The organism is Enterococcus sp. AZ194, assembly GCF_051713825.1.
Taxonomy (GTDB): domain Bacteria; phylum Bacillota; class Bacilli; order Lactobacillales; family Enterococcaceae; genus Enterococcus_K.
Genome location: NZ_JBIOQR010000001.1, coordinates 417,425 through 442,788 on the forward strand (window position 1 = coordinate 417,425; position 25,364 = coordinate 442,788).

The following is a 25,364-nucleotide window of genomic DNA, read 5'->3' on the forward strand; positions in this document are numbered from 1 at the left end:
GAGGTTTCGTGATGACAGATGCAGAAGAACGAATCGTCTCGCCAGAAACAAATGAGCAAGAGGAGAGCATAGAAAAATCATTACGTCCTCAATACTTATCGCAGTATATTGGCCAAGATAAAGTAAAACAAGAGTTGAGTATTTATATTGAAGCGGCTAAAAACCGTGAAGAGTCCTTAGATCATGTGTTACTGTACGGACCTCCTGGACTTGGGAAAACCACGATGGCGATGGTGATTGCTAACGAGATGCGAGTCAACATTCGAACAACTAGTGGTCCAGCAATCGAGCGACCAGGTGATTTAGTAGCAATATTAAATGAACTTGAGCCAGGCGATGTTCTATTTATCGATGAAATTCATCGCTTGCCGCGTGTAGCTGAGGAAATGCTCTATTCGGCGATGGAAGATTTTTATGTGGATATCATGGTAGGACAAGGACCGACTGCTCATCCGGTTCATTTTCCATTACCTCCGTTTACGTTAATTGGAGCAACCACAAGAGCGGGAATGCTTTCAGCTCCTTTGAGAGATCGTTTTGGAATTATTTCTCATATGGAATATTATGAAGAGCATGATTTAAAAGAAATCGTGATTCGTTCTTCTGATATTTTTGCAACAGAAATTGTTGAGGAGGGTGCACTTGAAATTGCTCGTCGTTCGAGAGGAACCCCACGTATTGCCAATCGATTATTAAAACGAGTTCGCGACTTTGCGCAGGTTCAATCAGATGGCGTGATTGATCGAAGTGTGGCAGACAAAGCTTTAATCATGCTTCAAGTTGATCAGGCGGGGCTTGATTATGTGGATCAAAAGTTACTTAAAACGATGATTGAATTGTATGGTGGTGGGCCGGTCGGATTAAGCACGCTCTCCGTGAATATTGGGGAAGAAACTGAAACCGTTGAGGACATGTATGAACCTTACTTGATTCAAAAAGGATTTATCAAAAGAACCCAAAGAGGTCGAGTCGCTACAGCACTTGCCTATGAACATTTTAATTATCCTTATGTTGATAAAGGGGAATAGGTTGTTTTTTTAATTGAATTTCATTAAGAGTCTAGGACCTAACTGATAAAAGTTAGGTCCTAGCTTCTTTTTATCCGAATAAACAGTGGGGATAGAAGCAATTCCATCTGCACCTTGTTCCGCTCTCAACAACTTCTACGCATGGGACATGCTAGCGTTGAAGGTCTTCACTCTGCCCATCAATCTCTAAAGGTGAAACACCTTAAGAGTTGAAGGTCTTCGGTCTCAATCTCTTTTTTATTTATAACCTTTTTGTTATCAGTTTTGATAAATGAGGTATTTAATTTATCAGAAATTGACTGTTATACTGAAAAGTGAACACTTGAAAATGGGGGAGGACGAGATAGATGATTAAAGAGAATCTACGACAGTTACTACAAGAGTTAACACAGATTCATGGTGGATCAGGGCAAGAACAACCGGTTATTCGGCATATTCTAACATTATTGAAACCGTATGTAGATGAAATCAGTGTGGATCTAAAAGGGAATATTGTGGCTGTTAAACAAGGAAAAGAAAAGGGCCCCAATTTACTATTAGCGGCCCATACAGATGAGATTGGCCTGATTGTTAAAAATATTTTGCCAAATGGGTTTATTCTTTTTGAAAAAATTGGTGGGGTGCCAGATAATTTGTTGCCAGGAAGAAAAGTCTTAATTGGTAAGAATCAGATTCCTGGTGTGATTGGGAATAAGCCGGGTCACTTGCAGTCGCCTGAAGAAGCCACACGGGTGAAATCAGCATCAGAGTGTTATGTGGATGTGGCGATGTTTTCTCGTGTTGAGGTTGAAGAGTCAGGCATTTGTATAGGGGACTCGATTATTTGGACGAGCGATTTCATGGAGATGCACAATTCTGATTATATAGCGACCAAAGCAGTGGACGATCGCATTTGTTGTTCCATTTTAGTTGAGTTGTTTCGCAATCTAAACAAAGAAGACTTTGTCGGAACTTTATATGGCGTCTTTACTGTTCAAGAAGAAGTTGGTTTGTATGGCGCAGAAACGGCTGTTTTCCGCGTACCTGCTGATTATGCGATTGCTTTAGACACCATTCCTTGTGGAGATACACCAGAAGTTGATACCGAAGTGGAGTTACCTATTCGTTTAAACCAAGGGCCGGGCTTGCCTATAGCTGATGGTGTGGGCAATCGTTTCTTTAGCTTCATCCATCCAGCGGTGAGACGAGTGATTGAAGAAAAAGCAGGAAATTTGTCGATTTCTCTACAAAAAGTCGCGATTGTCAGCGGAGGTTATACGACAGATGGTGCAGCGTTAAGCCATGCAAATGGTGGGTTACCTGCCGGAACATTGGCGGTGCCTAGAAGATATTCTCATTCACCAGTTGAATTGGTCAGCTTAAACGATGCAACAGCTGTCTACCAAATCATAGAAGCGATTGTAAAAGATAATGAGTCAATTGATTTATCGTTTCTTTAATTTTTATTTGCAAGAATAAAAATAGGAAAAGTAGCGGTCAATTAGAAGATAAAAATGAGACAAACAACTAGAAGTACGAACTCTTGTTGTTTGTCTCGTTTTTTATTCTGCTTTACAATACCGCGTGAGGAAGAACTCTTTTAGTGTAGTGGCGATAGTTTTTGCAAGAGGATTGTCTTCCGTCAAGTTTGATGAGAGATAGACCGTGCGCTCGATGGGGAAATCTTCAATCGGACGAATGAAGAAGGGATCCTTTTTTTCGTAAGACCAAGAGATTTTTGGAAAAAAGCTAATACCTAAACCTTGTCTTAATACAGAGCGTAAGGTAGCAGGGTCATCCATTGTTGAACCAATCGTAAGCTCAATATCTTTAACCTTGGCTGCGGAATCAATCGTTTTTCGAAAGGCGTTTTTTTTAGAGAGCATAGTGATTGGTACATGTAAGATATCCGATAAATAGATTTTCTCTTTTATTGCTAATGGATGGTTTTTTGGAAGTGCGATATACACCGGCTCGGTCAAAATTGGAATATTAATAAGACCTTTTTTTTCTTCTGAGGTGATCGACAGAACATTTGGCTGTGTATAGTCTGGTAGAGCGTCGTGTTGCATGATGGATAACTGAATGTCCGGATGCTTTTCCCAAAATGTTCGAACAAGACTAGGAATCGAGATAGAGGCGACGTCTAAATGAAGTTCAATGGACGAAATGGTTTGATTATTCAATGAATGTAGCACTTCTAGTCCGTCGTCAAGTGCTTGAAGACTTTTGACAACATAAGGATAAAAGTTTTCTGCATAGGGTGTTAATTCAATATTTCGGCCTTGATGAGAGAATAGTGGCACATCTAAGCTTTTTTCTAAGTTTTTCATTGCCCGACTGAGAGCGGGCTGAGAAGTATATAATTCTCTGGCTGCTTGAGTAATATTTTTTGTCTCAACAATCTTCTTAAAATAGCGTAGATGCAAGTAATTCATCAATCATTTCCTCCACTCATATCTTTTTGGTTATAGTTTCTGACTATATCGATATTTATCATTATAGCAGAGATTGGTTAAGATAGTTGTAGAAGTTCTTAAATGAAAGGAGGTGCACTTATGAGTAGTGGCTTTTTGTTTCCAGGACAAGGTGGACAAAAAATGGGCATGCTTACAGATGTTCCAGAAGAGTATATCGAGGACTGTCAAAGGGTGACGGATATCCTGTTGGAAGAAAAAGATGGGTGTTATGAAGATACTATTTTTACTCAATTGGCACTTATCGTCAAAGCTGCTTTTTATACGGATGAACTGAAAAAAAGAAAAATTTATCCTGAGCTTGTGGCGGGACATTCAATCGGTGCGTTTGCCGCGGCATATGCGTGTGAATCTTTAAGTTTTACGGAGATGCTCGCACTGGTATATCATCGCGCGTCTCTTATGAAGATGGCTTATCCAACAGGCTTTGGAATGGGCGTGATTGTGGGTCTGACAAGAACCGAGGTCACGGAATTAGTTGAGAAGACGTTTGATGAAAAACACCCCGTGTATGTTTCTAATGAAAATTGTCCGATGCAACAGACGATTTCAGGGAGCATAGAAGGGATGAAACGGACTTTGGAGGCTGCGAAACAATATCAAGCGCAAACAGCTAAACTTCTAAGGGTTGCGGTTCCTTCCCATTGTCTATTGATGGAAGAGACGGTCAAAGCTTTTACACCGTTTGTAGAAAATGCTCAGCTCGCACCTCCTGTCTGCACTTATATGAAAAATATAGATGGGCGTCCTACGACAGATACTGCGGAGATTCGCCAAGATTTACTGACAAACATTGCACATCCTGTTCAATGGAATAAAATCATGGATGTTACAAAAGAGCTAGGAATGACGATGAGCATCGAATGTCCACCAGGTAACACGTTAACAAAACTCTATCAAGCAAAATTCGGGGAAGCAATTCGCACCCTTAATCTTGAGCAACATGGCATTGAAGATACAGTATTTCTATATGAAAAATGGAGATGAATTGGATAATGGAAAAAGAAAAAAGAAACTGGGCCTCAAAGCGTGAGAAAAAAGCGAATACGATGGCTAAAATCAGTGAACTGATGGATGGTAAATACATTCAGACAGAGTCAATTGTGGATGTATTAGAACGAGTGATTGCACCTTTTGATAAAGTTGTTTTAGAAGGGGACAATCAAAAACAAGCGAGCTTTTTATCAGAAAGCTTAGAAAAGGTTGACGCAAACAAAGTCAATCATTTGCATATTATTATGTCGAGTATTTCTCGTCCAGAGCATCTAACTATCTTTGAAAAAGGAATTGCCAACAAAATTGATTTCTCTTATGCCGGTGCGCAAAGTGTCCGAGTAGCTCAAATGATTGAAGATGGCACCATGAAGTTAGGGGACATCCATACGTATTTGGAATTATATGGTCGTTTGTTTGTTGATTTAATCCCTAATGTGGTCTTGGTAGCAGCAGATAAAGCAGATAAAGAAGGGAATCTTTATACAGGTTATAACACAGAAGAAACGCCAACTATTGTTGAAGCAGCAGCCTTTAAAGATGGAATAGTGATTGTTCAAGTAAACGAAGTTGTTGATAAATTGCCACGTGTAGATATTCCTGGTGACTGGATTGACGTGATTGTTCCAGCTGACAAACCTTATCAATTAGAGGCATTATTTACTCGAGACCCACAAAATATTACTGAGCTACAAATTTTGATGGCGATGATGGCTTTAAAAGGAATTTATGCAGAGCATGAAGTGCAATCATTGAATCACGGGATTGGCTTTAACACAGCAGCAATCGAATTGCTTCTTCCAACTTATGGAGAAACCTTAGGAATCAAAGGGAAAGTTGCTAAAAATTGGGTCTTAAATCCTCATCCAACAATGATTCCAGCAATTGAATCTGGTTGGGTTGAAAGTATTCATAGCTTTGGTGGCGAAGTGGGGATGGAAAAATATATTGCCGCTCGTCCGGATGTATTTTTTGTCGGAAAAGATGGCACGATGCGTAGCAACCGTGCACTCTCTCAAACAGCGGGGCAATATGCAGCAGATATGTTTATTGGTTCGACTTTACAATTGGATTATCAAGGAAACTCTTCAACCGTAACAAAAGGTCGGTTGTCTGGATTCGGTGGTGCACCAAATATGGGACATAACCCTGGCGGAAGACGTCACTCAACGCCAGCTTGGCAATCATTAAGAGATGAAAATAATCCATTAGGCAAAGGCCAAAAATTAGTCGTTCAAATGGTTGAAACGTATAATTCCAATAATAAGCCGGTCTTTGTTGAAACACTTGATGCTGTTGAGGTTCAAAAGCAAGCAGGACTTGCGAATGCACCAATCATGATTTATAGCGAAGATACAACGCATATCGTAACAGAGGAAGGAATTGCTTATTTATTTAAAGCAAAATCAAAAGAAGAAAAACAAGCGGCAATTGCGGCAATTGGCGGTGTGACACCACTTGGCATGACAAGCACCAAAGAGTCTTTAGATGAATTACGCAAAGCTGGTATTGTGAAATTGCCAGAAGACTTAGGCATCAAAAGAAGCGAAGCAAAACGTTCTTTATTAGCGGCACAAACGATTGATGATTTGATTGAATGGTCAGATGGTTTGTATGAACCCCCAATGAAATTTAGGACTTGGTCATAAAAAGGAGATAGAGAAGATGGAACAATTATCATATACCTATAAAGCGACGCAACCAATTAAAGAAAAAATCCATGTGGGCGTAGTTGGCTCAGGGGACTTAGAAATTTTGATGTTCCCAACCACCAATTCTGAAGCAACTGTGCAAGTATGCACAGGTAGCGATGGGTTTGATGAAGTGTGGAAAAATGTCTTAACACGATTTTTTGATCGTTATCCTATTTTGTCAGATATTGTAATCAATGATTTTGGTGCAACACCTGGAGTTGTTTATTTACGATTGACGCAAGCAATGGAGGAAATTTCAGATGAAAAATAGTTTTGTTGAACTACAAGCAAGAGAACGTGTCTATGCCTTATTAGATGATAAAAGCGGACGAGAATTGATTGATCCATTTGACCAGATGATTGCGCCCAACTTAGTGGCTCAAGGAATTGTTCCAGAAAGCGATGACGGGATTATCGTTTGTCGCGGAACCATCGATAAAAAGAAGGTTGTTGTGATTGCAACAGAAGGAAAATTCCAAGGTGGTGGGATTGGTGAAGTATCTGGGGCCAAAATCATTGCTGCTTTAACGCATGTTTTAGAAGAAAATAAAGCGGGCAATGAAATCATGCCTATTCTGATTCTTGATACAGGGGGTGTTCGTTTACAAGAAGCGAACTACGGACTTCTTTCAATTTCTGAGATTGGAAACTTGATTGTTGCTTTAAAAAAATACGTACCAGTGATTGGCGTGGTTCCTGGACGTGTCGGTTCCTTTGGTGGGATGTCGATTACTTCTGCGTTAATGAGTTATTTAATTTCAACGAAAAAGGCGAGAGTTGGGTTGAATGGCCCAGAAGTTATTGAACAAGAGGCTGGCGTTCGTGAATTTGACTCGAGTGATAAGGATTTAATTTGGAATACGATTGGTTCTCGTCAACGGTTGAATGCCCAAATTATTGATGAAATTGTGACGGATTCTGTGGAAGCGATTCGTGAAGCTGTTTGTGCGGCGATGGCAGAAAGAAAAGATACAAAACGTAGTCAAAGTGCGGAATTTTATTTATCATTATTGGCTAAATTAGACTTAACCAAACCAATGAGCATTAATGACTACAATGAAGCGTTAGCAAATCACAAAGAAACGACTGTGGCTCTTCCTGAGATTACTGAGTCTACTGAAGTCGTCAATGATAGCGTTGGGTACCAGTGGTTTCAAGCGTTATCTGAATACAAACAGCCAGTTTCTTCTGTTGGAACGGTCTACTATGGTTCTTCTAATAAGTTTGCTGAAGAGACGGTCGTAACGAGTATTGTTCCTGATAGCCAAAACCCAATGTATCGTGTACGAAATGGCGAAGTTGGGTTAGTTGAAGGCTTCCGAATGGGCCAAATTTTGGAAGCTATCTATGAAGCGGATAAAGACAAAGACGTGAAACGCCCAATTGTAGTCGTTATTGATGTGCCTAGCCAAGCATATGGTTACAATGAAGAATTGATTGGTATTCATGTGGCATTAGCCAATAGTGCTGCTGGATATGCGAAATTGCGCCAAGCAGGACATCCTGTGATTGGCGTGATTGTCGGAAATGCGATTTCTGGAGCTTTCTTAGCACACGGCTTACAATCTTCTCGTTTGATTGCGTTAAACAGCCAAGCAATTAGTGTTCAAGCGATGTCTAAAGAAAGTGCTGGACGTGTCACCAACCGAACCATTGAAGAAATCGAAGCGGCTGCAGAAAAAGTACCTGCAATTGCTTATGACGTGAAGAGCTTCAATAAATTAGGTGCAGTTTACGAATTTTTGGAAAATGTGGTCAGTCAAGAAACGACAGAAGAGAGTGTCAGCCAAGTGATTTCGGCCGTGAATGCAGCGATTAAAGATGTCCGAGACAAAGACGATACGATGTTAACCAATCGTTACACAAGTGAAATTGCGATAAATGGTGGCCGAGTTGAAACAAATAAAGTCTTTGCCAAAATGAATGAAGAATGGAATGGTTAAAAAATGAAGGCTCATGATATTGTGCAATTTCATAAAAAAAATCTCTTGATTGAATGGCCAGAGTGGTTTGAAGAAACGGCCCCTTTATATGCAACGGTTCGCCGTGGAGTGGCTGGCGAAGGGCAGATTCCTGTAGGTCTCAGAGGCCACGAGCGCAATCAACGTTTTGCTTTTGAGTTACCAACAGAAGCAGTCACTGCAGTGATTCATCCGTGGCAATTAATTGAAAAAGAGAGTTTTCGCAAAGAAGAAATTGCTCAATATCCTGTGTATCAAGCGTTTAACCAAGCAAAAGAACTATTAAAAGAAACGAAATGGGGCGTCGGTGGCAGCCTAGGCTTTGAGCTAGCAACTGACTTTCCAACTGTCAAGAAAACGAGTGACTTTGATTTACTCATTTATGTTACGGAGCCTGCTGATTTGCCAAAAGCTCTTCAGCAGAATCCTGACTACTTTCAACAAGTCGATACACAAGTGCTCACCAAAAAGGGCGGGTTTGCTCTAAAAGAGTATCTTAGGAATCCTGAAAAGAAACTCCTGCTAAAAACCATTCATGGTCCGCGATTAACGGATGAATTATGGTAAAAAATATAGAAAAGCGAGAAGATGACATGTTCGAAAATAAGAAAATTAAAATTAATGTGAGTGACTTTCAAAAGGTCTTTGCGGTAACAGCGGTAATGATGCAAACAATTCTGACCTTTGCTTTGGGTAATACGCATAATGAAACGACCGCGGCTTTTATCGGGGCTTTCTATGTGGTGATGAAGTATACAGCGCCAATGTTTATTTTTGCAATTGTTTATAATATGGTGAAAACAAGTCAGCATTTAACGTATGTCGAATTTTTAAAAGAGAAGTTTTTTGAACTCGTGGTGCCTTATCTTCTATGGACGACGGCTTACCTATTCGTCTTTCCTGCGGTACAACAAAAGGCGCCTTACACGGATGCAGGCTCTTTTCTTTTGAAATATGTCACAGGTGATGGTGGTCCTCATTTATGGTATACAGTCATGATGTTACAAATTCAATTATTGATGCCTTTCTTCATTTGGCTAGGTTACAAGGTCTTTAATGACAAAAAGCGTGTTTTGCCTGTCTTATTTTTAGCAACTGTTCTGTACGTACTTTGGTATCTATTCTATCAAAATCAAGTTTTTGCGGGCGTTCACAAGGAAGATTGGTATTTACTTGATCGTCTAGTGGTTAGCTTCGTCCTCTATGGTATCTACGGTGCGGCTGCGTTTCGATATCACGAAGTGCTGTATAACGTTTTAAACAAGATTCGTTTTGCTTTAATTCCAATTGGCTTAGTGATTACAATGTTGGCGATTTCCTCACTACTAGCAGCACCTGGTGATGTTAGTTTTGGAAATGCTCCGTACTTAAATACTATTCAAAGCTTGTATAGTCTACTAATCGTTCTTTCAGTTTTCTTGTTTGCTTCTAAAATGATCCTAAAAAATTCGTTCTGTTTACCTGCATTCAAATGGTTATCAACCTATGCTTATCGAACTTACTTAGGAAATGTCTTTGTTTTTCAAACGTTATTGTTAGTTTTTAAAGATACATGGTTAAAATTACCGTCAGGGATTATGATTATTGTCGCATACTTAATGACGGCAACTTGTGCGTTTTTCCTTTCCTTTATTCTTCATATTCTTTGGTCATCAGTGAAAGGTCTAGCTACGCCACACACAAAAATCGAATTAGCTAAAAAATAAATTAAGAAGGAGTGCTGAGTATGAGTCGAGTGGTTGAAAAAAGTCAGTCAATTTGTTGGGAGCTAGCCAAGAGTGTTGAAACATCTCTAATTGAAGAAGTCAGTTTAACGCCTAAACCGGGCTTAGTTGACCGAAAAAATAATGGCTCACATGAAGATATGAATTATACTCTTTTCATCAAATCGGCGCGTACTCTCACTCCCTTTTTCTATGAGATGGCGCAAGTCGCTTGGACGATACCTGTCAGTCAACCACTTAGAGAGGCTATTGCGCGTATCGGTCGGGAAGCGGAACAAGCGATGTATCAAGCAACGAATCAAGTAAATACACATAAAGGTGCCATTTGGTCATTAGGTTTATTGATTAGTGTGTCAGCAAGTCAACTCAGTCAGCAAGGGTTCATTTGCCCAGAGACTTTGTTTGATGAAGTAGCCCTCCTTGCGGCTTTTCCTGATAAAGCCTATCAAACAGATGAAACGAGTAATGATAAGAAAACGACACATGGTCAAACAGTCCAAAAACAATTTGGCGTATCAGGTGCATACGGGGAAGCCTTGGCTGGTTATCCGCATGTTCAGCTTGCACTAAAAGAAGACCAAGTCCATTTGAATGAAGCGAAACAAATTCGCAACTTACACATGCTCTTAGCTATTATTGGTTCATTAGAAGATACCTGCATTTTGTATCGCAGTAACCCAGAAACCTTAACAAAGGTTCAGCAATTAGCTAATGAAGCGAATCAAACTAGGCTTCCAAATCAAGCATTTATTCAGCTGATTGAGTACTGTGAAGAAAAACAAATTTCTCCTGGTGGTAGTGCAGATTTGCTTGCTGCAAGTTTATATGTACAGGAAATAATGAACCAAAATGGTTTGCGACTTAGCGTAAAGACCGCTCACGAGAAAATAAAAGAGTTCGTCAGCAGTGAAAGAGCGTAGTTAATATGATTCGCTAAAAGATTAAAAAGAGGAAGTTGACTTGAAAAAGTCTGCTTCCTCTTTTTATATTGCTATGAAAACCACCTGCTATGCAGGTGGTTCCGGAAAGCTTCCAGCGGGGTAGAAAAAAAGCCTCCTAAACTGTTAAATTGTAGTTGGTTTCCCGACCACTACAAAAACAAATTTAGGAGGAACCCTTAATGAAAAAGGACAAAGAAAGTTTATCACACACTGTATGGAAATGTAAGTATCATATTGTATTTGCTCCAAAATATAGGAGACAAATCATCTATGGAAAATATAGAACAAGTATCGGAGAAATTATCCGAGAATTGTGTGAACGAAAAGGAGTGGAGATATTAGAAGCAAACGCATGCAAAGATCATATACATATGTTAGTGAGTATACCACCAAAACTAAGTGTGTCACAATTCATGGGTTATTTAAAAGGAAAGAGTAGTTTGATGATATTTGATAGGCATGCAAATTTAAAGTATAGATACGGTAACCGAAAATTCTGGTGTCGAGGATATTATGTGGATACGGTAGGAAGAAACAAAAAACAAATAGCAGAATATAGTCAAAATCACTTGCGAGAAGATCATGTAGCAGATCAACTAACATTATTTGAAGAATATGATCCGTTTACAGGGAAAAATAATCGTGAAAAGAAATGATTAAGCTCCTTTAAGGAGTAGTGAGTAAATGTGGTGCAAGCGGGAAACTTTTTCAGTAAGCCTTTGAGGCTAAGGCTGGCAAAAGAGGCTTTCAGCCGCAGAGCAAACCTCCAGTTCACACTGGAGGTTTTGATTGGTGTTTCACGTATTCCATCTCATGGCTTAAAAATCAATGTAATATTGGTATTGTTTGCCGATGTAGCAGCATTCTGTGTACTCAAAAAAGGTTTTTGCTTCATTAGACGTAAATCGTTTCCTTTTTAAAATTGGGGAAGGGGGGGATATTTTTAGCCATTTTTGGATTTCTTTATTTGGTAAGGTGGCTTCTACAATTTCTTTGTCATCTTTTATAAAAATATTTAGGGAGCGCAAGTACTGATAGAAAGAACCATAGTAGTCTTTGACATTTAATGAGAAGAACTCTTCGAATTTGAAATACGTTTTAAAATAGGCAAAGCCGTTTTTGTCGACGCCACGTAATCGTTTAAGAATAATGATTTTTTCGCCAGGAGAGATGTTCAAATACTTGGCAATTAGCTGATCAGCGTGCCCTGTTGTGAGACTGACATGGATTGTATTAACATCTAAGCCGAATTCTTTCATCTCCATCGTAAAACCTTTGACCCTTGTATAGGTATTGGAGGGTTCCAATTGAAGCCGTTTGACAAAGGTTCCTTTTGGTTTCTTTTTTTCGAGAAGATTATCGCGAACCAATTCTTCTAAGGCTTTTCGTACGGTAATTCTACTGACATGATAAATTTCACATAACTCATATTCAGTTGGGATTTTTTCCCCTTCACGCCATTTCTCTGTGCGAATATTTTTCCGCATTTCTTCTGCCACTTTTAGATATAAGGGGATAGTTGATTGATCCATTTTTGAATTCCTCCAATCTATTGTTATAACATTGATTGCTAAAGGCGCTGTTACAAGGTTTATTTTATACAAAGAATAGCGTTGTATGTCTTATTTAAGCATATTATACTATTGTCATAACAATTAAACAATGTATCGTAGTTGAAAGGAGATCTAAATATAAATGACGATGATTTCAATGGGTCTTGATGTAGGGGGAACCTACACAAAAGGGGCGGTTTTTTATGAGGGCAGTCAAAATGAGCACTCAGACGTCTATTATTATGAGTCGAAGTCTCAAGGAAACAAGAATGAGCTGCTTGAAAATTTTGTTTCAATTATTTTAGATTTGCTAGGTAAGGCTGCTATAAAAGGATCGGTCAAGCAAATTGGTCTAGCTTTCCCTGGTCCGTTTGATTACGAAAGAGGCATTAGCCTTATACAGGGATTAAGGAAATTTGAGCATCTGTATGAGGTGAATTTAAAGGAGGCCCTTTTGGAGAAATTAATAGAAAACGATGGGGCGTCGTTTAAGGAAACCAACCTCTTTTTTATAAATGATGCACAGGCCTTTGCAGTAGGTGAAAATCGTTTATCCAAAGTCACAAAAGGCGCTTATTTTACTCTGGGAACAGGGTTGGGTTCAACCTTTATCGAACAGGGGCAACCGGTTAAAGGTGAGTATGGGATCCCTGTGTCAGGCATGATTTATGATGTGCCTTTTTTTGAAGGGCTGATTGATGAATATCTTTGTGAAAAAGGCTTAGTGACGATTGCTACAGCATTTGGCTTAAAAAATCAGACGGGTAAAGAGTTATTTTTAGCAGCTGAAGAAGGTCAGCTCGCGGCCCAAGAAGCTTTTCATGTATTTGGTCGATTGATTGGTTTAGCAATTAGACCTTATGTCACTGAAATGAAGCCGTCAGAAATCGTATTTGGCGGACAGGTAAGTAAAGGTTTTGCTTATTTTTCTCAAGGCATTAGGGAAGTTTTGTCGGAAGTGCTTGAGTTGAGTCAGGTGGTCATCCGCGCTTCTTCAGATACAACCCTTCGAACACTTGAGGGATTAGGACAAGTATAAGTAGATAAACGAGAATAAGTAGAATAAAAAATTGGAGAGTGAACATTTTGTCTATAACGAGACCGAAAACGAAGGTGAAAAATCAGACAGGTGAGGTCATCCTTGATTCTTATCAAGCAATTCGAGAGTTGATTTTGGAAAAAGCTGCTGAAAAAAAACAAGCGTTCAACGTGATTATTGAGACCTATCCGGTGACAAACGAAAAATGGATAGTTGCTCAGATCATTGCTCCTCTACATGCAGATTGTGTGGTTCATAGCGATGAAATTTTTCAAACAAAAGAAACGATTAATGAAAAAATCCAAGGGAATCTGACTGACGATCGGATTTTTGGTGTAATGAGTCACCATAAAATTCAAGATTTTATTGATTCAAAAAAGCTGGCTAAAATCAATCAAAAGCTAGCTACAGGGTTTAATGTTGTTTATGGCTTTGGTGCAAGCTTGGTGGAGAAAAAAGAGCTAGTTATTTACGTTGATCTTGTCCGGTGGGAGATTCAAACGCGTTATCGTTCGGGTGAATATAGTAACTGGATGGCAGATAACGCAGGAGAAGATTCGCTACGTATGATTAAACGCGGCTATTTCTTTGAATGGGGAGTGGCTGATAGGCACAAACGAGCTGTCTTTCCTGAAATTGATTATCTACTAGACATCCATGAAGAGCAGCACCCTAAGCTAATCAGTTCAGCGTTGTATCATTCGTTAGTAAATCAAGCAGTTGAACAGCCGTTTTCAGTGGTACCATTCTTTGATCCAGGTATTTGGGGTGGAAGCTGGATGCAAGAAACCTTTGATATAGGAAAAGATGAAAAAAACTTGGCTTGGAGTTTTAATGGCGTGCCAGAAGAAAATAGTCTGTTGTTTGATATTGAAGGAATCACGTTCGAAGTACCTGCAAATAACCTGGTTTTTGCGAAGCCTAGAGAATTATTGGGTCAAAAAGTCTACGGACTATTCGGACACGAGTTTCCGATTCGGTTTAATTTTTTAGACACAATGGATGGGCAAAATCTTAGTCTTCAAGTGCATCCCAAAGTCAGCTATCTCCAAGAAAATTTTGGTGCGCATTATACCCAAGATGAGAGCTATTACGTCATGGCGTGTAAAGACGATGCGGTGGTTTATTTGGGCCTTCAAAATGGGACGGATAAGGAAGAATTGGTCAATGAATTGAGGATTGCTGAAACAGGGGCGAAAAGCTTTAATGATGAGGCATACATTTATCATCACAAAATGACAAAACATGACCATTATTTGATTCCATCAGGGACGATTCATTCTAGTGGCAAAGATTCTGTTATTTTAGAAATTAGTGCGACACCAAACCGTTTCACCTTTAAATTATGGGATTGGGATAGAGTGGATTTTGATGGATTACCGCGCCCTGTAAATATTGATCATGGAGCACCAAACATTGACGGTTTCAAAGATGAGGATTGGGTCAAACGGGAGTTAATTAATCAGTTCGAAGTAATCGCAAAAGGAGACGGCTGGTTAGAAGAAAAAACAGGTTTACATGAAGCAGAGTTTATCGAGACGAGACGACACACCTTCTCAAAACCCGTCATACATGAAAATCACAGTGGGGTAAACGTGTTAAATCTAGTTGAAGGAGCTGAAGCTATCGTTACCAGTCCTGAAAATCAATTTGAACCATTTATCGTTTCTTATGCGCAAACCTTTATCATTCCAGCTAAAATTGAACGTTATATAATTGCACCCTACGGAAAGAGCCAAGGCAAAGAAATAAAAACGATGAAGGCCTTCGTACGTTAAGGGAAGAGGTCAACCACTGTAAAGGTTCAAGGGTTTTTGAGGAAAAGAATTCGTAATGTTGTACAATTGAAGCGTAAACAAAAGAGCCATATAACTTTTAACAGATAGTATTCCAAACCAAAAATCATAAAAAAGAATTGAGGATATTGTTATGAAAAAGAAGACACTTTATTTGGTCCATCATTCGCATACGGATATTGGGTACACCGATCGTCAGGAGAAAATCAGCCGCTATCATTTAGATTTTATCAAAAGCGTCATTGTCTTTTTAAAAGAAATCGATGCAGGTAAACATCCTGAATGGCAAGGTTACCGATATACTTGCGAAAATTATTGGCAGGTTGAACAATTTTTAGAGAAGGCTACTAAACAAGAAATTTCAGATTTTGAACGATTAATTAACGAAGGCAAAATTGATTTTTCTCTAAACTACCTAAATATGACCGAATTAGTGGATGAGGCAATTTTGAATCGTAAGCTTGCTTGCGCTCGTCAATATGCAGATACCTTCGAAATGAAGCTGGATTCGGCTATGACTGCTGACATTAATGGTTTTTCATGGGGGTATGCCAAAGCATTGAAACAAAACGGTGTGAACAATCTTTATTCTTGTTTGCATACACACCATGGTATGTTTCCGTTATTTAAAAAACAACAGCCTTTCTGGTGGGAGACACAAGATGGCGAAAAGTTACTTGTTTGGAATGGCGACCATTACCAAATAGGAAATGATTTTTTGTTTGTTCCAAACTCTGATCAATCCGTTTATTATGACAAGGATGGTTACACGCCAGAAAGAGAAGCGGCGCAGTTTAAAGAAACGGAACAGCGCGTGTTTGATTACTTTGCGGATTTGGAGCGAGAAGACTATTCACTAGACTTCATTTCCGTTATGATAAGCGGAATTGTGACGGATAATGCGCCGCCAAATCCACGTATGATGGAAGGAATTAACAAGTGGAATCAACTGCACGGTGACCAAATTACGGTTGAGTTGGTTACGTTGAGTCACTTCTTTGAAATTTTACGTCAAAAGGAACTCGATTTACCTGTTTATCGTGGAGACTGGCCAGACTGGTGGGCAGATGGTACAGGCTCAACGCCAGCTGCAACGAAGGTTTATCGAGATGCGCAAAGAAAATATCGAATTACACGCAAGCTACTTGCTGAGGGACAAGAGGAAAAACTGCGGTCAGCCGAAGACAATCTAATGATGTTTGCTGAACATACGTGGGGGTATCATTCTTCAGTTGGCGAACCGTGGGAAACATTTGTGAATGAGTTAGAATTTAGAAAGATAGCTTATGCAACGAATGCGCATGTGGCGATTTCTAATCTATTAGATGATGAATTAGCTGAGCTCGGAGAAGTCTCGATTCAGCTCAATCGCGCACCTTATTTTAAAATTTTAAACCCACACAATTCGGCTATAACGGATTATGCGCAGATATTTATGAAGCATTGGGAAACGGTCGATGATTCGTATCTAGTGAGCTCTAATGATGCGTTCATCGAAGTCGTGAATGCAAAAACAGGAGAAGTGTATCCTTCTCAAATGATGCAAACGGCAAAAGGGAAAGAAATTACGTTCGCCGTGTCATTAGAAGCAAAAGAAGAACTAATTGTGCGATTACGTCGAACAGATCAGCCAGCAGTCAAACGCCGCGTGAACGATAACCAAGCGTGGATTGGTACGGAACAGGTCGCAGATATTGCCAGTTACGAGGGGTATCAAAAAATGGTCTCAACGCATGCTATCCAAACACCATTCTTTGAGATTACTTTTGATCATACAAAGGGGATTGCTGCGATTATTGATCGTAAAACAGGGCAAAATCTCATTCGTGAAGAAATGCAAGCGGGTGCCTTTACAGGGATTTATGAGAAAACGCCACTGACAACGGATCCTTGTAGCGAACGACGACGGATGGGACGTAATCGAAAAGGTCGGGTTACAGAGCGTCATTTTTCTCAGTTGAAAAATGTCGAGCTAGTCAAAGATGGCTGCGTTTATGCCTTACTTTCATTGGCGTACGAATTGCAGGGAACGAAGCTGTATACGGTCTTCCTTAAGGTTTATAAGGATAGTCCAAGAATTGAAACCATGATTCGTATTCAAAAGGATTGCGAGTGGGCACCGGAAAATCTCTACATGGCTTTACCTTTTACACTGGGTGAAAAACCAGAGCTTTACGCGCAAAAATCAGGTGCTTGTTTCCGTCCGGCAATCGATCAGCTACCTGGAACAAATACGGACTTTTATCTATTAGATAATGGTATCCTGTTTAAAGAAGAAAAACGCTTCTTGTCCATTACCATGGCGGATACACCACTGCTTACTTTGGGCGATTTGGCGAGCCACGACATTGAGTTATGCAGTGAGAAGACCGCTGTGAAAAATCAATCAGAAGTTTATGCATGGTTGATGAATAACTTTTGGGAAACCAATTTTAAAGTCGACCTTTCAGGCTTTTATGAATTCAAATTTGATTTGTATTTAGGTGACAGTGATGCTGAGGTTCAAGATATTTTTGAAACGGCAGCTAATTATAACCAAGGAATTCTAACATTTGCCTATAATCCTACTTCCTCAGAATTAGGGAAATAGTTACCAGTCGACAATGATCATTTAGAACGTATCATTTGTAAAGTAGTATTCGCACATCATTTAAATTGGAGGAAAAAAATGACAAAACGTCTGCATGTGATTTATAAAACGCATTTAGATATTGGCTTCACTGATTTAGCTTCAAGGGTTGAAGAAGAGTACTTGACGGTCTTTTTTCCACGCGCATTAGAGTTGGCGGAAAAACAACCGGATAAATTTATTTGGACGACAGGCTCTTGGTTAATTAAATTTTTCTTGGAGAGTCCTAAAGTTACGCCTAGTGATAAGGAGCGATTGATTGCAGCGATAGAAAAAGGCCGAATTGCTTGGCATGGGTTACCTTTCACGACGCATACAGAATTGCTGGATCGACCGTTGTTAGAAGCGGGAATTGCCATTTCTCAAAAACTAGATCAAACGTATGGCAAAACGACAATTGCCGCGAAAATGACGGATATACCAGGACATTCCATTTCTTTAGTGCCTGTTTTAGCCGCTCAGGGAATCAAATATTTGCACATTGGTGTAAACGCAAGTTCTGCGGTGCCAGATGTGCCAGAACTATTTTTATGGCGGGCAACGGATGGTTCTGAAATCGTCGTCCAGTATGCAAAAGATTACGGAGCAACCTTTGAAGCTGAGGGCTGGGAGGATGGGTTGTACTTTGCGCATAGTCATGACAATATGGGGCCACCCAAAGATGAGCAGGAGGTTCTTGATTTATTTGCACAGCTAGCACTCGATTATCCTGATGCTGAGATTATCCCTTCTGATCTAAACCAATTTGCTGAGATTGTTTGGGCAAAACGAGCAGAATTACCTGTTGTTGAAGAAGAGATAGGCGATAGCTGGATTCATGGAGTCGGCAGTGATCCGCAAAAGATTTCAAATTATCTGCGTCTATTAGAGCTACGTGACCAATGGGTAAAACGCGGCGAATTGGTCGTGGGAAGTGAAAGCTATCAAGGATTTTCTGAACAATTATTACTGGTTGCTGAACATACCTGGGGTGGAAATGGAAATGTCTATTTACCCGATTATAAGAACTATCAATTGGCTGACTTTAAAGCAGCTCGTGTTAAGGATCGAATTACGTTTAATCATGATCGTTCAACGATGGATTATGGCGATTTGCGTGCGTTAATTTCAACAGATATTGACTGGGCAGAAAAAGCGGATTCACGTTCTTACGCTTATTATGAAAAATCTTGGGAAGAGCAACGCAATTACGTTGTTGAAGCAATCAAGTGTTTACCCGATTCGCTACAAAAAGAAGCTTTTGCTTATTTGAAATGGGAGGCGAACGCACGACTTGTAGGTCAAGAGATCATTCCAGGAAAAGAGTATCAGTTTGGGCAAACTTTTATAAAGTTTGGCTTGAATGGGAGTATTATTTCTCTTAAAAAAGAAGGGAAAGAATGTGTAGTCGCTGGAAAAGAACTATTTGGTTTGTCCTATGAACGGTATGATTTTGCGGACTATGCGCAATTTTTAAGCAAGTACAGCCGATTAACTCGGTATACGACAAGCTGGGCAACCGTTGATTTTGCCAAACCGGGCATTGAAGCTCATCAAAATATCCGACATGAAGTGCTTCGACCAGCAATCGAACACTCTGAGGTAAAGGAACTCAATTCAGGAATTGTTGCGATTCGTTTTGATTTAGCTTTTACAAAAGAGGAAGAAATGCTGTGGGGTGTCCCTTCTGAGATGCAAATCAGTTATTTACTTGATGTTGATAAAGGCACAATTGAAGTCGAGTTTGACTGGGCAAACAAACAAGCCAACCGAATGCCAGAAGCCTATTGGTTAGAGATGAGCCTTGCGGTAAATAATCCATATCATTGGCAGATGACCAAAATTAATCAGTCACTTTCCCCATATGACATTGTCGCAAAAGGCAATCGTTCTATGCATGCGTTAACCAAAGAAGGCTTAACGTATCATGGTGCAGACGGGGACAAGAGCATTCAAAGCTTCGACGCGCCACTGTTCTCTCTAGGTCAAAAAGGGTTGTTACTATTCGATCATGAAGTTGAGCAGCTGAACAGGGGAATCTACGTTAACCTCTTTAACAATGTTTGGGGCACTAATTTTGCTGCCTGGAATGAAGGAAATATGAATTATCGGTTTAGGGTTAGGTATTGAGGGATTGAAATCAGATAGTGTATAGCAAAAACCGCTAGAAATCGATGGTAGATTCTAGCGGTTTTTTCGTTTTTTATTAAGTTGTTGTTCCCTGAATTAACTTTACAGGAAGTAAATAGTTTTTTTCAAGGGGTTTGTCTGGCACTTGAATACGTTGTAACAATAAATCTACTAGAATTTCAGCATAATCGGCCATTGGTTGTGCAATTGTTGAGAGCTGCGGAAAATAATTTTGGACAAATTTTGTTCCATCATAGCCAATAATCTTTAATTTATCAGGAACCGTTATTTGTAATTTCTGACATTGATTATAAGCAAGGATAGCAGTTAAATCATCTGTACAAAAGAGACTATCAATCTCTTCAGATTCTAGTATTCGTTTTATTTCTAAATTTTTTAAGGTTGTTGAACGTGCAGTCGTTTGGATATGAAAAATCTTTGGTTCTAATTGATGTTCTTCTAAGAATTTTAAATAACCATAGCATTATTAATTTGTTAGCTTCTGCGCCATTTGCTTTTTTGCCTATTCTAGTTGGTTTTTCTGCGACTAAAAGATTTGGTGGAAATCCTTATCTTGGGGCAGCGATGGGAATGGTTATGGTTATGCCAGACTTAGTCAATGGGTATGGTGTTGCCAACGCAATTGCAGAGGGAAGCATGCCTTATTGGAATATTTTTGGGCTAAATGTTGCTCAAGCGGGCTATCAGGGGTCGGTGCTACCAGTCTTGGTTGTTTCTTGGATTTTGGCAACGTTAGAAAAATTTTTCCATAAACGAATTCCTAATGCTTTTGATTTTACATTTACTCCTATGTTAGCAATCATTGTCACAGGATTTTTAACGTTTATCGGTGTTGGCCCTATTATGCGAATGGTTGCTGATGGGTTAACGGAGAGTTTAGTCTGGTTGTACAATACAACAGGTGCGTTAGGATTAGGTGTGTTTGGTTTATTCTATTCTCCAATTGTTATCACAGGGTTACATCAAAGCTTTCCTGCAATAGAAACAACTTTACTAGCGGATATTGCAAAGACAGGCGGTTCATTTATTTTTCCAGTAGCATCAATGGCTAATGTGGGTCAAGGAGCAGCGACACTTGCAATTATGTTACTAACTAAAAATGAAAAGCAAAAGAGCCTAGCTACTTCTGCCGGAATTTCAGCTATGTTAGGGATAACGGAGCCAGCTATTTTTGGAGTGAATTTAAAGCTTAAATTCCCCTTTATTTGTGGGATGATTGCCTCGGCAGTTGCCTGTGTTTTCATCGGATTTTTCCATGTATTAGCTGTTGCGATGGGACCTGCCAGTGTGATTGGGTTTATTTCGATTGCGACAAACGCTATTCCTTATTTTATGATAGGGATTGTTATTAGCTTAATTATCGGTTTTACAACGACTTATTTTTACGGAAAACGTCATATGGTCTTGTTAGATGATGGGGAGTCTACCCCTTCTGATAATGAAGGACTAGAAAAAGCTAGGGCAATGGTTAATGAATCAACGGCTGAAAAGAGAGTTTCCGAAATTTTAGCCGCACCTGTTAGCAGGACACCACTTCCATTAAGCGAAGTCAAGGATCCTGTATTTGCTCAAGAAATGATGGGAAAAGGGATAGCTATCGCACCGAATAAAGGGGTTATTTATGCGCCAGCAGATGGTGAAATTACAGTCAGTCATGGGTCAAAGCATGCTTATGGAATAAAAACGAATGCAGGTGCAGAAGTGCTTATTCACGTTGGAATTGATACAGTGAAAAGAAATGGGCAAGGGTTTGAAGCAAAACGGAAACAAGGTGATAAGGTCTCGAAAGGAGATGTTTTAGGAACGTTTGATTTAGAAGAATTAGAAAAGGCCGGCTATGATATGACGGTTATGTTGATTGTGACAAACACAAACCAATATGGAACGATTACAGCGGAAACTTCAGAATTTATTGAGGGAGGCCAAAATCTTTTGGTATTAAACTCGGAAAATGTAGCGTAATTGATGAGGGTGAAACAGGAGTATTTCGCTCCGGAAACTGGGTAGGTACTTGCAACATCAACTCATAATTCGTTGTGTTTTATAGAAATATGAACCTTCAATTCTAGCATGTGACCTGGATAAATCAAGCTAGAATTATCGTTGCCTGGATTAGAAGTCCACTCATAGGTATATTATAGCGGGACTTCAAGTTATCAGGTATTTCGCGTTTTAGTCTGGTGTAAAGGTATGTACTAACGTTGTATTGACAAATTCCTTATTTTTTAGTACGATGTTAGTACGAAAAACAATGGAGGTGGCGTCATGTCTAATTCAACCATTACATTTAGAATTCCTGATGAGGAAAAAGGAATGGTATCGGAATATGCAAAGTTTCATAATTTATCATTAACTGAGCTTTATAGAAAAGCTGTGCTTGATAAAATTGAAGATGAAATTGATTTGAAAACATTGTGGAGTGCAATGGAAATTTCCAATGAGAAAAAGGAAACAGGGATTTCTCAAAAGGAAATGGAGAAATTATTAAATGAGATATAACGTTGTTTATATGCCGCAAGCTCAGAAGCAATTGAAAAAAATGGACAGAAACCAAGCTAGAATTATCGTTGCCTGGATTAAAAAAAACTTGGATGGAACTTCTGATCCACGACAACATGGAAAAGGTTTGACCGGCAATAAAAGTGGAGAGTGGCGGTATCGGATTGGAAGCTATCGAATCTTAGTAAACATTTGCGACTCTGAAATTGTAATACAGATATTTTCGATTGGTCATAGAAGCACAATTTATAAGTAAAAAAACTGTGAATAACTTTCCGCTTAAGCCAGATTATTATAGGCTCGGCTGTAGCAAAAAACAAACAGACCTACTGTAGTTAGCGAAAAATGCTAGTCTGACGAGAGGTCTGTTTCTTTGTATTGCTCCTGTCATGCTTTTCGTTTTACTGAAACGAGCGTGCCAATTTTTTATTATGACTTCTTATTATTTCTATTTTGCAGCCACACATCCAGTTTTTCTAAGAGCGATTTTACAGCTGGGTCCTCAGTTTTTTTCAAAAAGTCATGTTCAAGATAATAGAGAGGAACAAATTGGCTTTCTGGAATCGCCCGTGCCAAATGTTTGCTATAACGAAACGGAATTTCTTTATCGGTCGTGCTAGCGGTGCTAAAGCAGGGTGGATACGTCGCTAGTATGGCATCTGTAAGAAAATAATTTGTAGCTGCTTCTGGCGTAAGGCCATACCAATCGAATAAAAGAGCATTTTGAACCGCATAATGATAGAGTAAGTAGCGCTCCAAAAAAGGGTCATCCCAGACAGAAGAAAGGGTGTTGATTGATTGGATTTCTTTTTGATCGATAGTGGTTGCGACTAACTGACGTGGTGTAGTTATAAAATTCAGGTCGGTATATCCATAAAAATTAATCAAAAAATCTGGTCGAAGTTGGGCGGCTTTTTTGGTTAGTTGGAGCATTAAAAAAGAACCAGCTGAGCGCCCACAAAAACCATATGAATAGTGCTCGAGATAAGTCTCTTTGACATATTGAACAGATTCTTCTAGCATTTGGAGACTTTGTTCAAGGGAAGCATTGGGTGCAAGTAAATAATCAAAGGCATAGACTTCATAGTTATTTTTTAAGAAAATTTGTTTTAAGTCTTCAGGTAGATCATTTTTAGTTCCGTAGACGAGGCCACCTCCGTGAAAATAGAGGAGGGCCTTTTTTGTTTGTCCTGTAGCTGTTTGATAGCAATCAACAGTGGAGCCGTTAGGTAGTTGAATGGTCTTTTTCACGTGCATTTCTCCTCATTTTAATAATATAGGCACCAATTTCATAATTGAGTAGCTGAAGCGGATTACTGAAATCAATTGCTAGTAATTGCTCAATTTTTGTGAGCCGATAGCGAATGGTCTTTGAGTGTAAGAACATCGCTTCAGCTGTTTTATTGTAGTTGCGGTTGTTTCTTAAAAACTGATAGAAGGTTTCAAACAGATCATAGTTCTGACTAGCTAAATCATTTAGCTTTTCTGGAATAAAGGTATCAATTTCGTCAAGCTGTTCTGTTTGAATAAAGTAACGAAAAATACCGATATCGGCCAAGCTGACAATCGAGTCGCTATAAAAGTTCTCATTGAAGCGCAAAATGTCTAAGCATTCGACCAAAATTTCTTTTATGGCAGATTTTGGTTTGACGTTGCTGACAGAAAGAGCGAGTTTAGGATTTTTTGCCAATGTTTGCTCCAAAAGTTTTTGGATACGGTCTTTTGTTATTGGATCTGTCGACTCATCAAAGTTAAATAAGACGATAGAATAACTATGTTGGTCAAAGAAAATCGAGTGAGTTTTGAGCGTTTTTAACTGATTGATAACCCGATCTTTAATCAGCTGAACATCTGTCGCACGCGTTGAAAAGGCAATAGCCTGATAGGATGGGTAGTCCTTCATATTGGCTTCTGTTAAGAGGCTATCTAATTCCAGTGGATTGGCTGGTGTGTTTTGCAAAATAGCATCTGCCAAGTTATTTAAACGAGTATAACGCTCTTTGTTTAATAAACGTTCGGTGTTGAACTTCTCCTGGAGAACGTCTATTGTATTTTCAATAATCACTAAGTCGGTTTCTTTAATTTCAGAAGTATCCAAATAAACTAGCAATAAACAGTTTGTCGAGTAGCTATTGAAAATGCTAACCTCAATCGTTTTTTGTTCTTGTGCTCTGGATTGAGAATAAAGAGTCAGCAGTGAGTAGTCATTTTTTGTGAACTCGCCGTTTACTATCGGTTCTCTTGAAAGGACAATCCAGTCATTTAATTGTTCACCATAGCTAATTTCAATTTGCTTATCAATGAGTTTTAGCGAACAAGGTTGACCAATCAATTGATAAAACTCCTGCATGATAGCTTCAATAGAAGAAAAGTTTTTTTCAAGCTTAGTAAATCGTTGTCTGACCTCATAATAAGTCCGTAAAATATGGGTCTGGTGATTTAGTAAGGGTTCGTAAATGGTCAACAAGATCTTCTCATAACTGATTTCTTGCGCAATTTTAATTAAAGGAATCTCGTATTTAAAGCATAAGTCAATAAACCAGACAGGAATCATCCTGATGAATCGATCCATTTTTACGACCAGTCCACTTACCCCGATTTCTTTCATTTTGGAGAAAAAAACTTCTAAGGTTTCATGAGAAAGCCCCTGAAAAGCATAAAAGGAAGTTAAAATTAATTGATTTTTTTTACTCCACATTTCAATATCAATCGCTTCTAGGACCATGGCTGAGTCCACTTCATTTTCTAAGCCAATCTCTTTGGTTAAGAGTTTACTTGTTTTTAATTCACCAATCGATAAAAGTTCCTTTAATTTCATCATTTTCTCCTTTTTACCCTTTATGGATAAAAATTATATCATTTATTTAGAATTTTGTCCGATGAAAACACATACATAAAAGAATAGAATTAACTCGTATTCA

Annotated in this window: 20 protein-coding genes and 2 pseudogenes; 17 read left to right on the forward strand and 5 right to left on the reverse strand. The window is 39.1% G+C overall.

Going from position 1 to position 25,364, the window contains the following annotated elements:
* Positions 1 to 11: 11 nt before the first annotated feature.
* Positions 12 to 1,028, forward strand: coding sequence for a Holliday junction branch migration DNA helicase RuvB (ruvB, locus tag IGI37_RS02195; RefSeq protein ID WP_438759765.1), 1,017 nt, complete (start codon positions 12 to 14; stop codon positions 1,026 to 1,028).
* 347 nt (positions 1,029 to 1,375) lie between these two features.
* The gene (locus IGI37_RS02200; RefSeq protein WP_438759766.1) at positions 1,376 to 2,467 is read left to right on the forward strand and encodes a M42 family metallopeptidase; all 1,092 of its coding nucleotides are present in this window, start codon (positions 1,376 to 1,378) and stop codon (positions 2,465 to 2,467) included.
* Positions 2,468 to 2,569: 102 nt separating this feature from the next.
* Here the strand turns inward: IGI37_RS02200 and IGI37_RS02205 are convergent, their stop codons facing one another.
* Positions 2,570 to 3,445: a LysR family transcriptional regulator gene (locus IGI37_RS02205; RefSeq protein WP_438759767.1), complete on the reverse strand. Its 876-nt coding sequence runs from the start codon at positions 3,443 to 3,445 to the stop codon at positions 2,570 to 2,572.
* Between the two features lie 120 nt (positions 3,446 to 3,565).
* On the opposite strand from IGI37_RS02205, the gene IGI37_RS02210 reads away from it, so the two are divergent.
* The 8 genes from IGI37_RS02210 (at position 3,566) to tnpA (ending at position 11,453) form a co-directional block, all read left to right on the forward strand.
* A complete protein-coding gene (locus tag IGI37_RS02210) occupies positions 3,566 to 4,471 on the forward strand; it encodes an acyltransferase domain-containing protein (RefSeq protein WP_438759768.1) in 906 nt (301 codons plus the stop codon).
* Positions 4,472 to 4,479: 8 nt separating this feature from the next.
* Positions 4,480 to 6,126: a malonate decarboxylase subunit alpha gene (gene mdcA, locus IGI37_RS02215; protein ID WP_438759769.1), complete on the forward strand. Its 1,647-nt coding sequence runs from the start codon at positions 4,480 to 4,482 to the stop codon at positions 6,124 to 6,126.
* A gap of 16 nt (positions 6,127 to 6,142) precedes the next feature.
* On the forward strand, positions 6,143 to 6,442 hold the full coding sequence (locus IGI37_RS02220) for a malonate decarboxylase subunit delta (protein ID WP_438759770.1): 300 nt from the start codon (positions 6,143 to 6,145) through the stop codon (positions 6,440 to 6,442).
* On the forward strand, positions 6,432 to 8,114 hold the full coding sequence (gene mdcD / locus IGI37_RS02225; RefSeq protein ID WP_438759771.1) for a biotin-independent malonate decarboxylase subunit beta: 1,683 nt from the start codon (positions 6,432 to 6,434) through the stop codon (positions 8,112 to 8,114). Before IGI37_RS02220 ends, mdcD begins: the two co-directional genes overlap by 11 nt.
* 3 nt (positions 8,115 to 8,117) lie before the next feature.
* A complete protein-coding gene (locus tag IGI37_RS02230) occupies positions 8,118 to 8,699 on the forward strand; it encodes a malonate decarboxylase holo-ACP synthase (protein ID WP_438759772.1) in 582 nt (193 codons plus the stop codon).
* 26 nt (positions 8,700 to 8,725) lie between these two features.
* The gene (locus tag IGI37_RS02235) at positions 8,726 to 9,838 is read left to right on the forward strand and encodes an acyltransferase family protein (RefSeq protein ID WP_438763564.1); all 1,113 of its coding nucleotides are present in this window, start codon (positions 8,726 to 8,728) and stop codon (positions 9,836 to 9,838) included.
* Between the two features lie 20 nt (positions 9,839 to 9,858).
* The gene (locus IGI37_RS02240; RefSeq protein WP_438759773.1) at positions 9,859 to 10,776 is read left to right on the forward strand and encodes a triphosphoribosyl-dephospho-CoA synthase MdcB; all 918 of its coding nucleotides are present in this window, start codon (positions 9,859 to 9,861) and stop codon (positions 10,774 to 10,776) included.
* Positions 10,777 to 10,976: 200 nt separating this feature from the next.
* Complete coding sequence (gene tnpA / locus IGI37_RS02245; protein ID WP_438759774.1) at positions 10,977 to 11,453, forward strand: IS200/IS605 family transposase; 477 nt, start codon at positions 10,977 to 10,979, stop codon at positions 11,451 to 11,453.
* Between the two features lie 162 nt (positions 11,454 to 11,615).
* Here tnpA and IGI37_RS02250 read toward each other — a convergent pair whose 3' ends face one another.
* Positions 11,616 to 12,329: a GntR family transcriptional regulator gene (locus IGI37_RS02250; RefSeq protein WP_438759775.1), complete on the reverse strand. Its 714-nt coding sequence runs from the start codon at positions 12,327 to 12,329 to the stop codon at positions 11,616 to 11,618.
* Between the two features lie 163 nt (positions 12,330 to 12,492).
* On the opposite strand from IGI37_RS02250, the gene IGI37_RS02255 reads away from it, so the two are divergent.
* The 4 genes from IGI37_RS02255 (at position 12,493) to IGI37_RS02270 (ending at position 19,923) form a co-directional block, all read left to right on the forward strand.
* Positions 12,493 to 13,389 (forward strand): ROK family protein, encoded by an 897-nt coding sequence (locus tag IGI37_RS02255; protein ID WP_438759776.1) that lies wholly within the window; start codon positions 12,493 to 12,495, stop codon positions 13,387 to 13,389.
* A 47-nt stretch (positions 13,390 to 13,436) separates the two neighbouring features.
* Positions 13,437 to 15,167 carry a class I mannose-6-phosphate isomerase gene (locus IGI37_RS02260; RefSeq protein WP_438759777.1) on the forward strand — a complete coding sequence of 577 codons (1,731 nt, stop codon included), beginning with the start codon at positions 13,437 to 13,439 and terminating at the stop codon, positions 15,165 to 15,167.
* A 151-nt stretch (positions 15,168 to 15,318) separates the two neighbouring features.
* Entirely contained in the window at positions 15,319 to 17,775 is a 2,457-nt protein-coding gene (locus IGI37_RS02265) for a hypothetical protein (protein ID WP_438759778.1), read from the forward strand.
* Between the two features lie 78 nt (positions 17,776 to 17,853).
* Positions 17,854 to 19,923 carry a DUF5054 domain-containing protein gene (locus tag IGI37_RS02270; protein WP_438759779.1) on the forward strand — a complete coding sequence of 690 codons (2,070 nt, stop codon included), beginning with the start codon at positions 17,854 to 17,856 and terminating at the stop codon, positions 19,921 to 19,923.
* Positions 19,924 to 19,999: 76 nt separating this feature from the next.
* Here IGI37_RS02270 and IGI37_RS02275 read toward each other — a convergent pair.
* Positions 20,000 to 20,401: pseudogene (locus IGI37_RS02275) on the reverse strand (substrate-binding domain-containing protein); the annotation flags it as partial.
* A 5-nt stretch (positions 20,402 to 20,406) separates the two neighbouring features.
* Between IGI37_RS02275 and IGI37_RS02280 the strand changes: the two are divergent.
* The 3 genes and pseudogenes from IGI37_RS02280 to IGI37_RS02290 all read left to right on the forward strand — a co-directional run.
* Positions 20,407 to 21,906 (forward strand): annotated as a pseudogene (locus tag IGI37_RS02280) (glucose PTS transporter subunit IIA); the annotation flags it as partial.
* A 303-nt stretch (positions 21,907 to 22,209) separates the two neighbouring features.
* A complete protein-coding gene (gene relB, locus IGI37_RS02285; RefSeq protein WP_438759780.1) occupies positions 22,210 to 22,443 on the forward strand; it encodes a type II toxin-antitoxin system RelB family antitoxin in 234 nt (77 codons plus the stop codon).
* Positions 22,433 to 22,699, forward strand: a complete 267-nt coding sequence (locus tag IGI37_RS02290; RefSeq protein ID WP_438759781.1) for a type II toxin-antitoxin system RelE family toxin — start codon at positions 22,433 to 22,435, stop codon at positions 22,697 to 22,699. The genes relB and IGI37_RS02290 overlap by 11 nt, the downstream gene beginning before the upstream one ends.
* A gap of 173 nt (positions 22,700 to 22,872) precedes the next feature.
* Here the strand turns inward: IGI37_RS02290 and IGI37_RS02295 are convergent, their stop codons facing one another.
* Together IGI37_RS02295 and IGI37_RS02300 are read right to left on the reverse strand one after the other, a co-directional pair.
* On the reverse strand, positions 22,873 to 23,694 hold the full coding sequence (locus IGI37_RS02295; RefSeq protein ID WP_438759782.1) for an alpha/beta hydrolase: 822 nt from the start codon (positions 23,692 to 23,694) through the stop codon (positions 22,873 to 22,875).
* On the reverse strand, positions 23,669 to 25,261 hold the full coding sequence (locus IGI37_RS02300) for a PucR family transcriptional regulator (protein ID WP_438759783.1): 1,593 nt from the start codon (positions 25,259 to 25,261) through the stop codon (positions 23,669 to 23,671). Before IGI37_RS02300 ends, IGI37_RS02295 begins: the two co-directional genes overlap by 26 nt.
* Between the last annotated feature and the right edge of the window lie 103 nt (positions 25,262 to 25,364).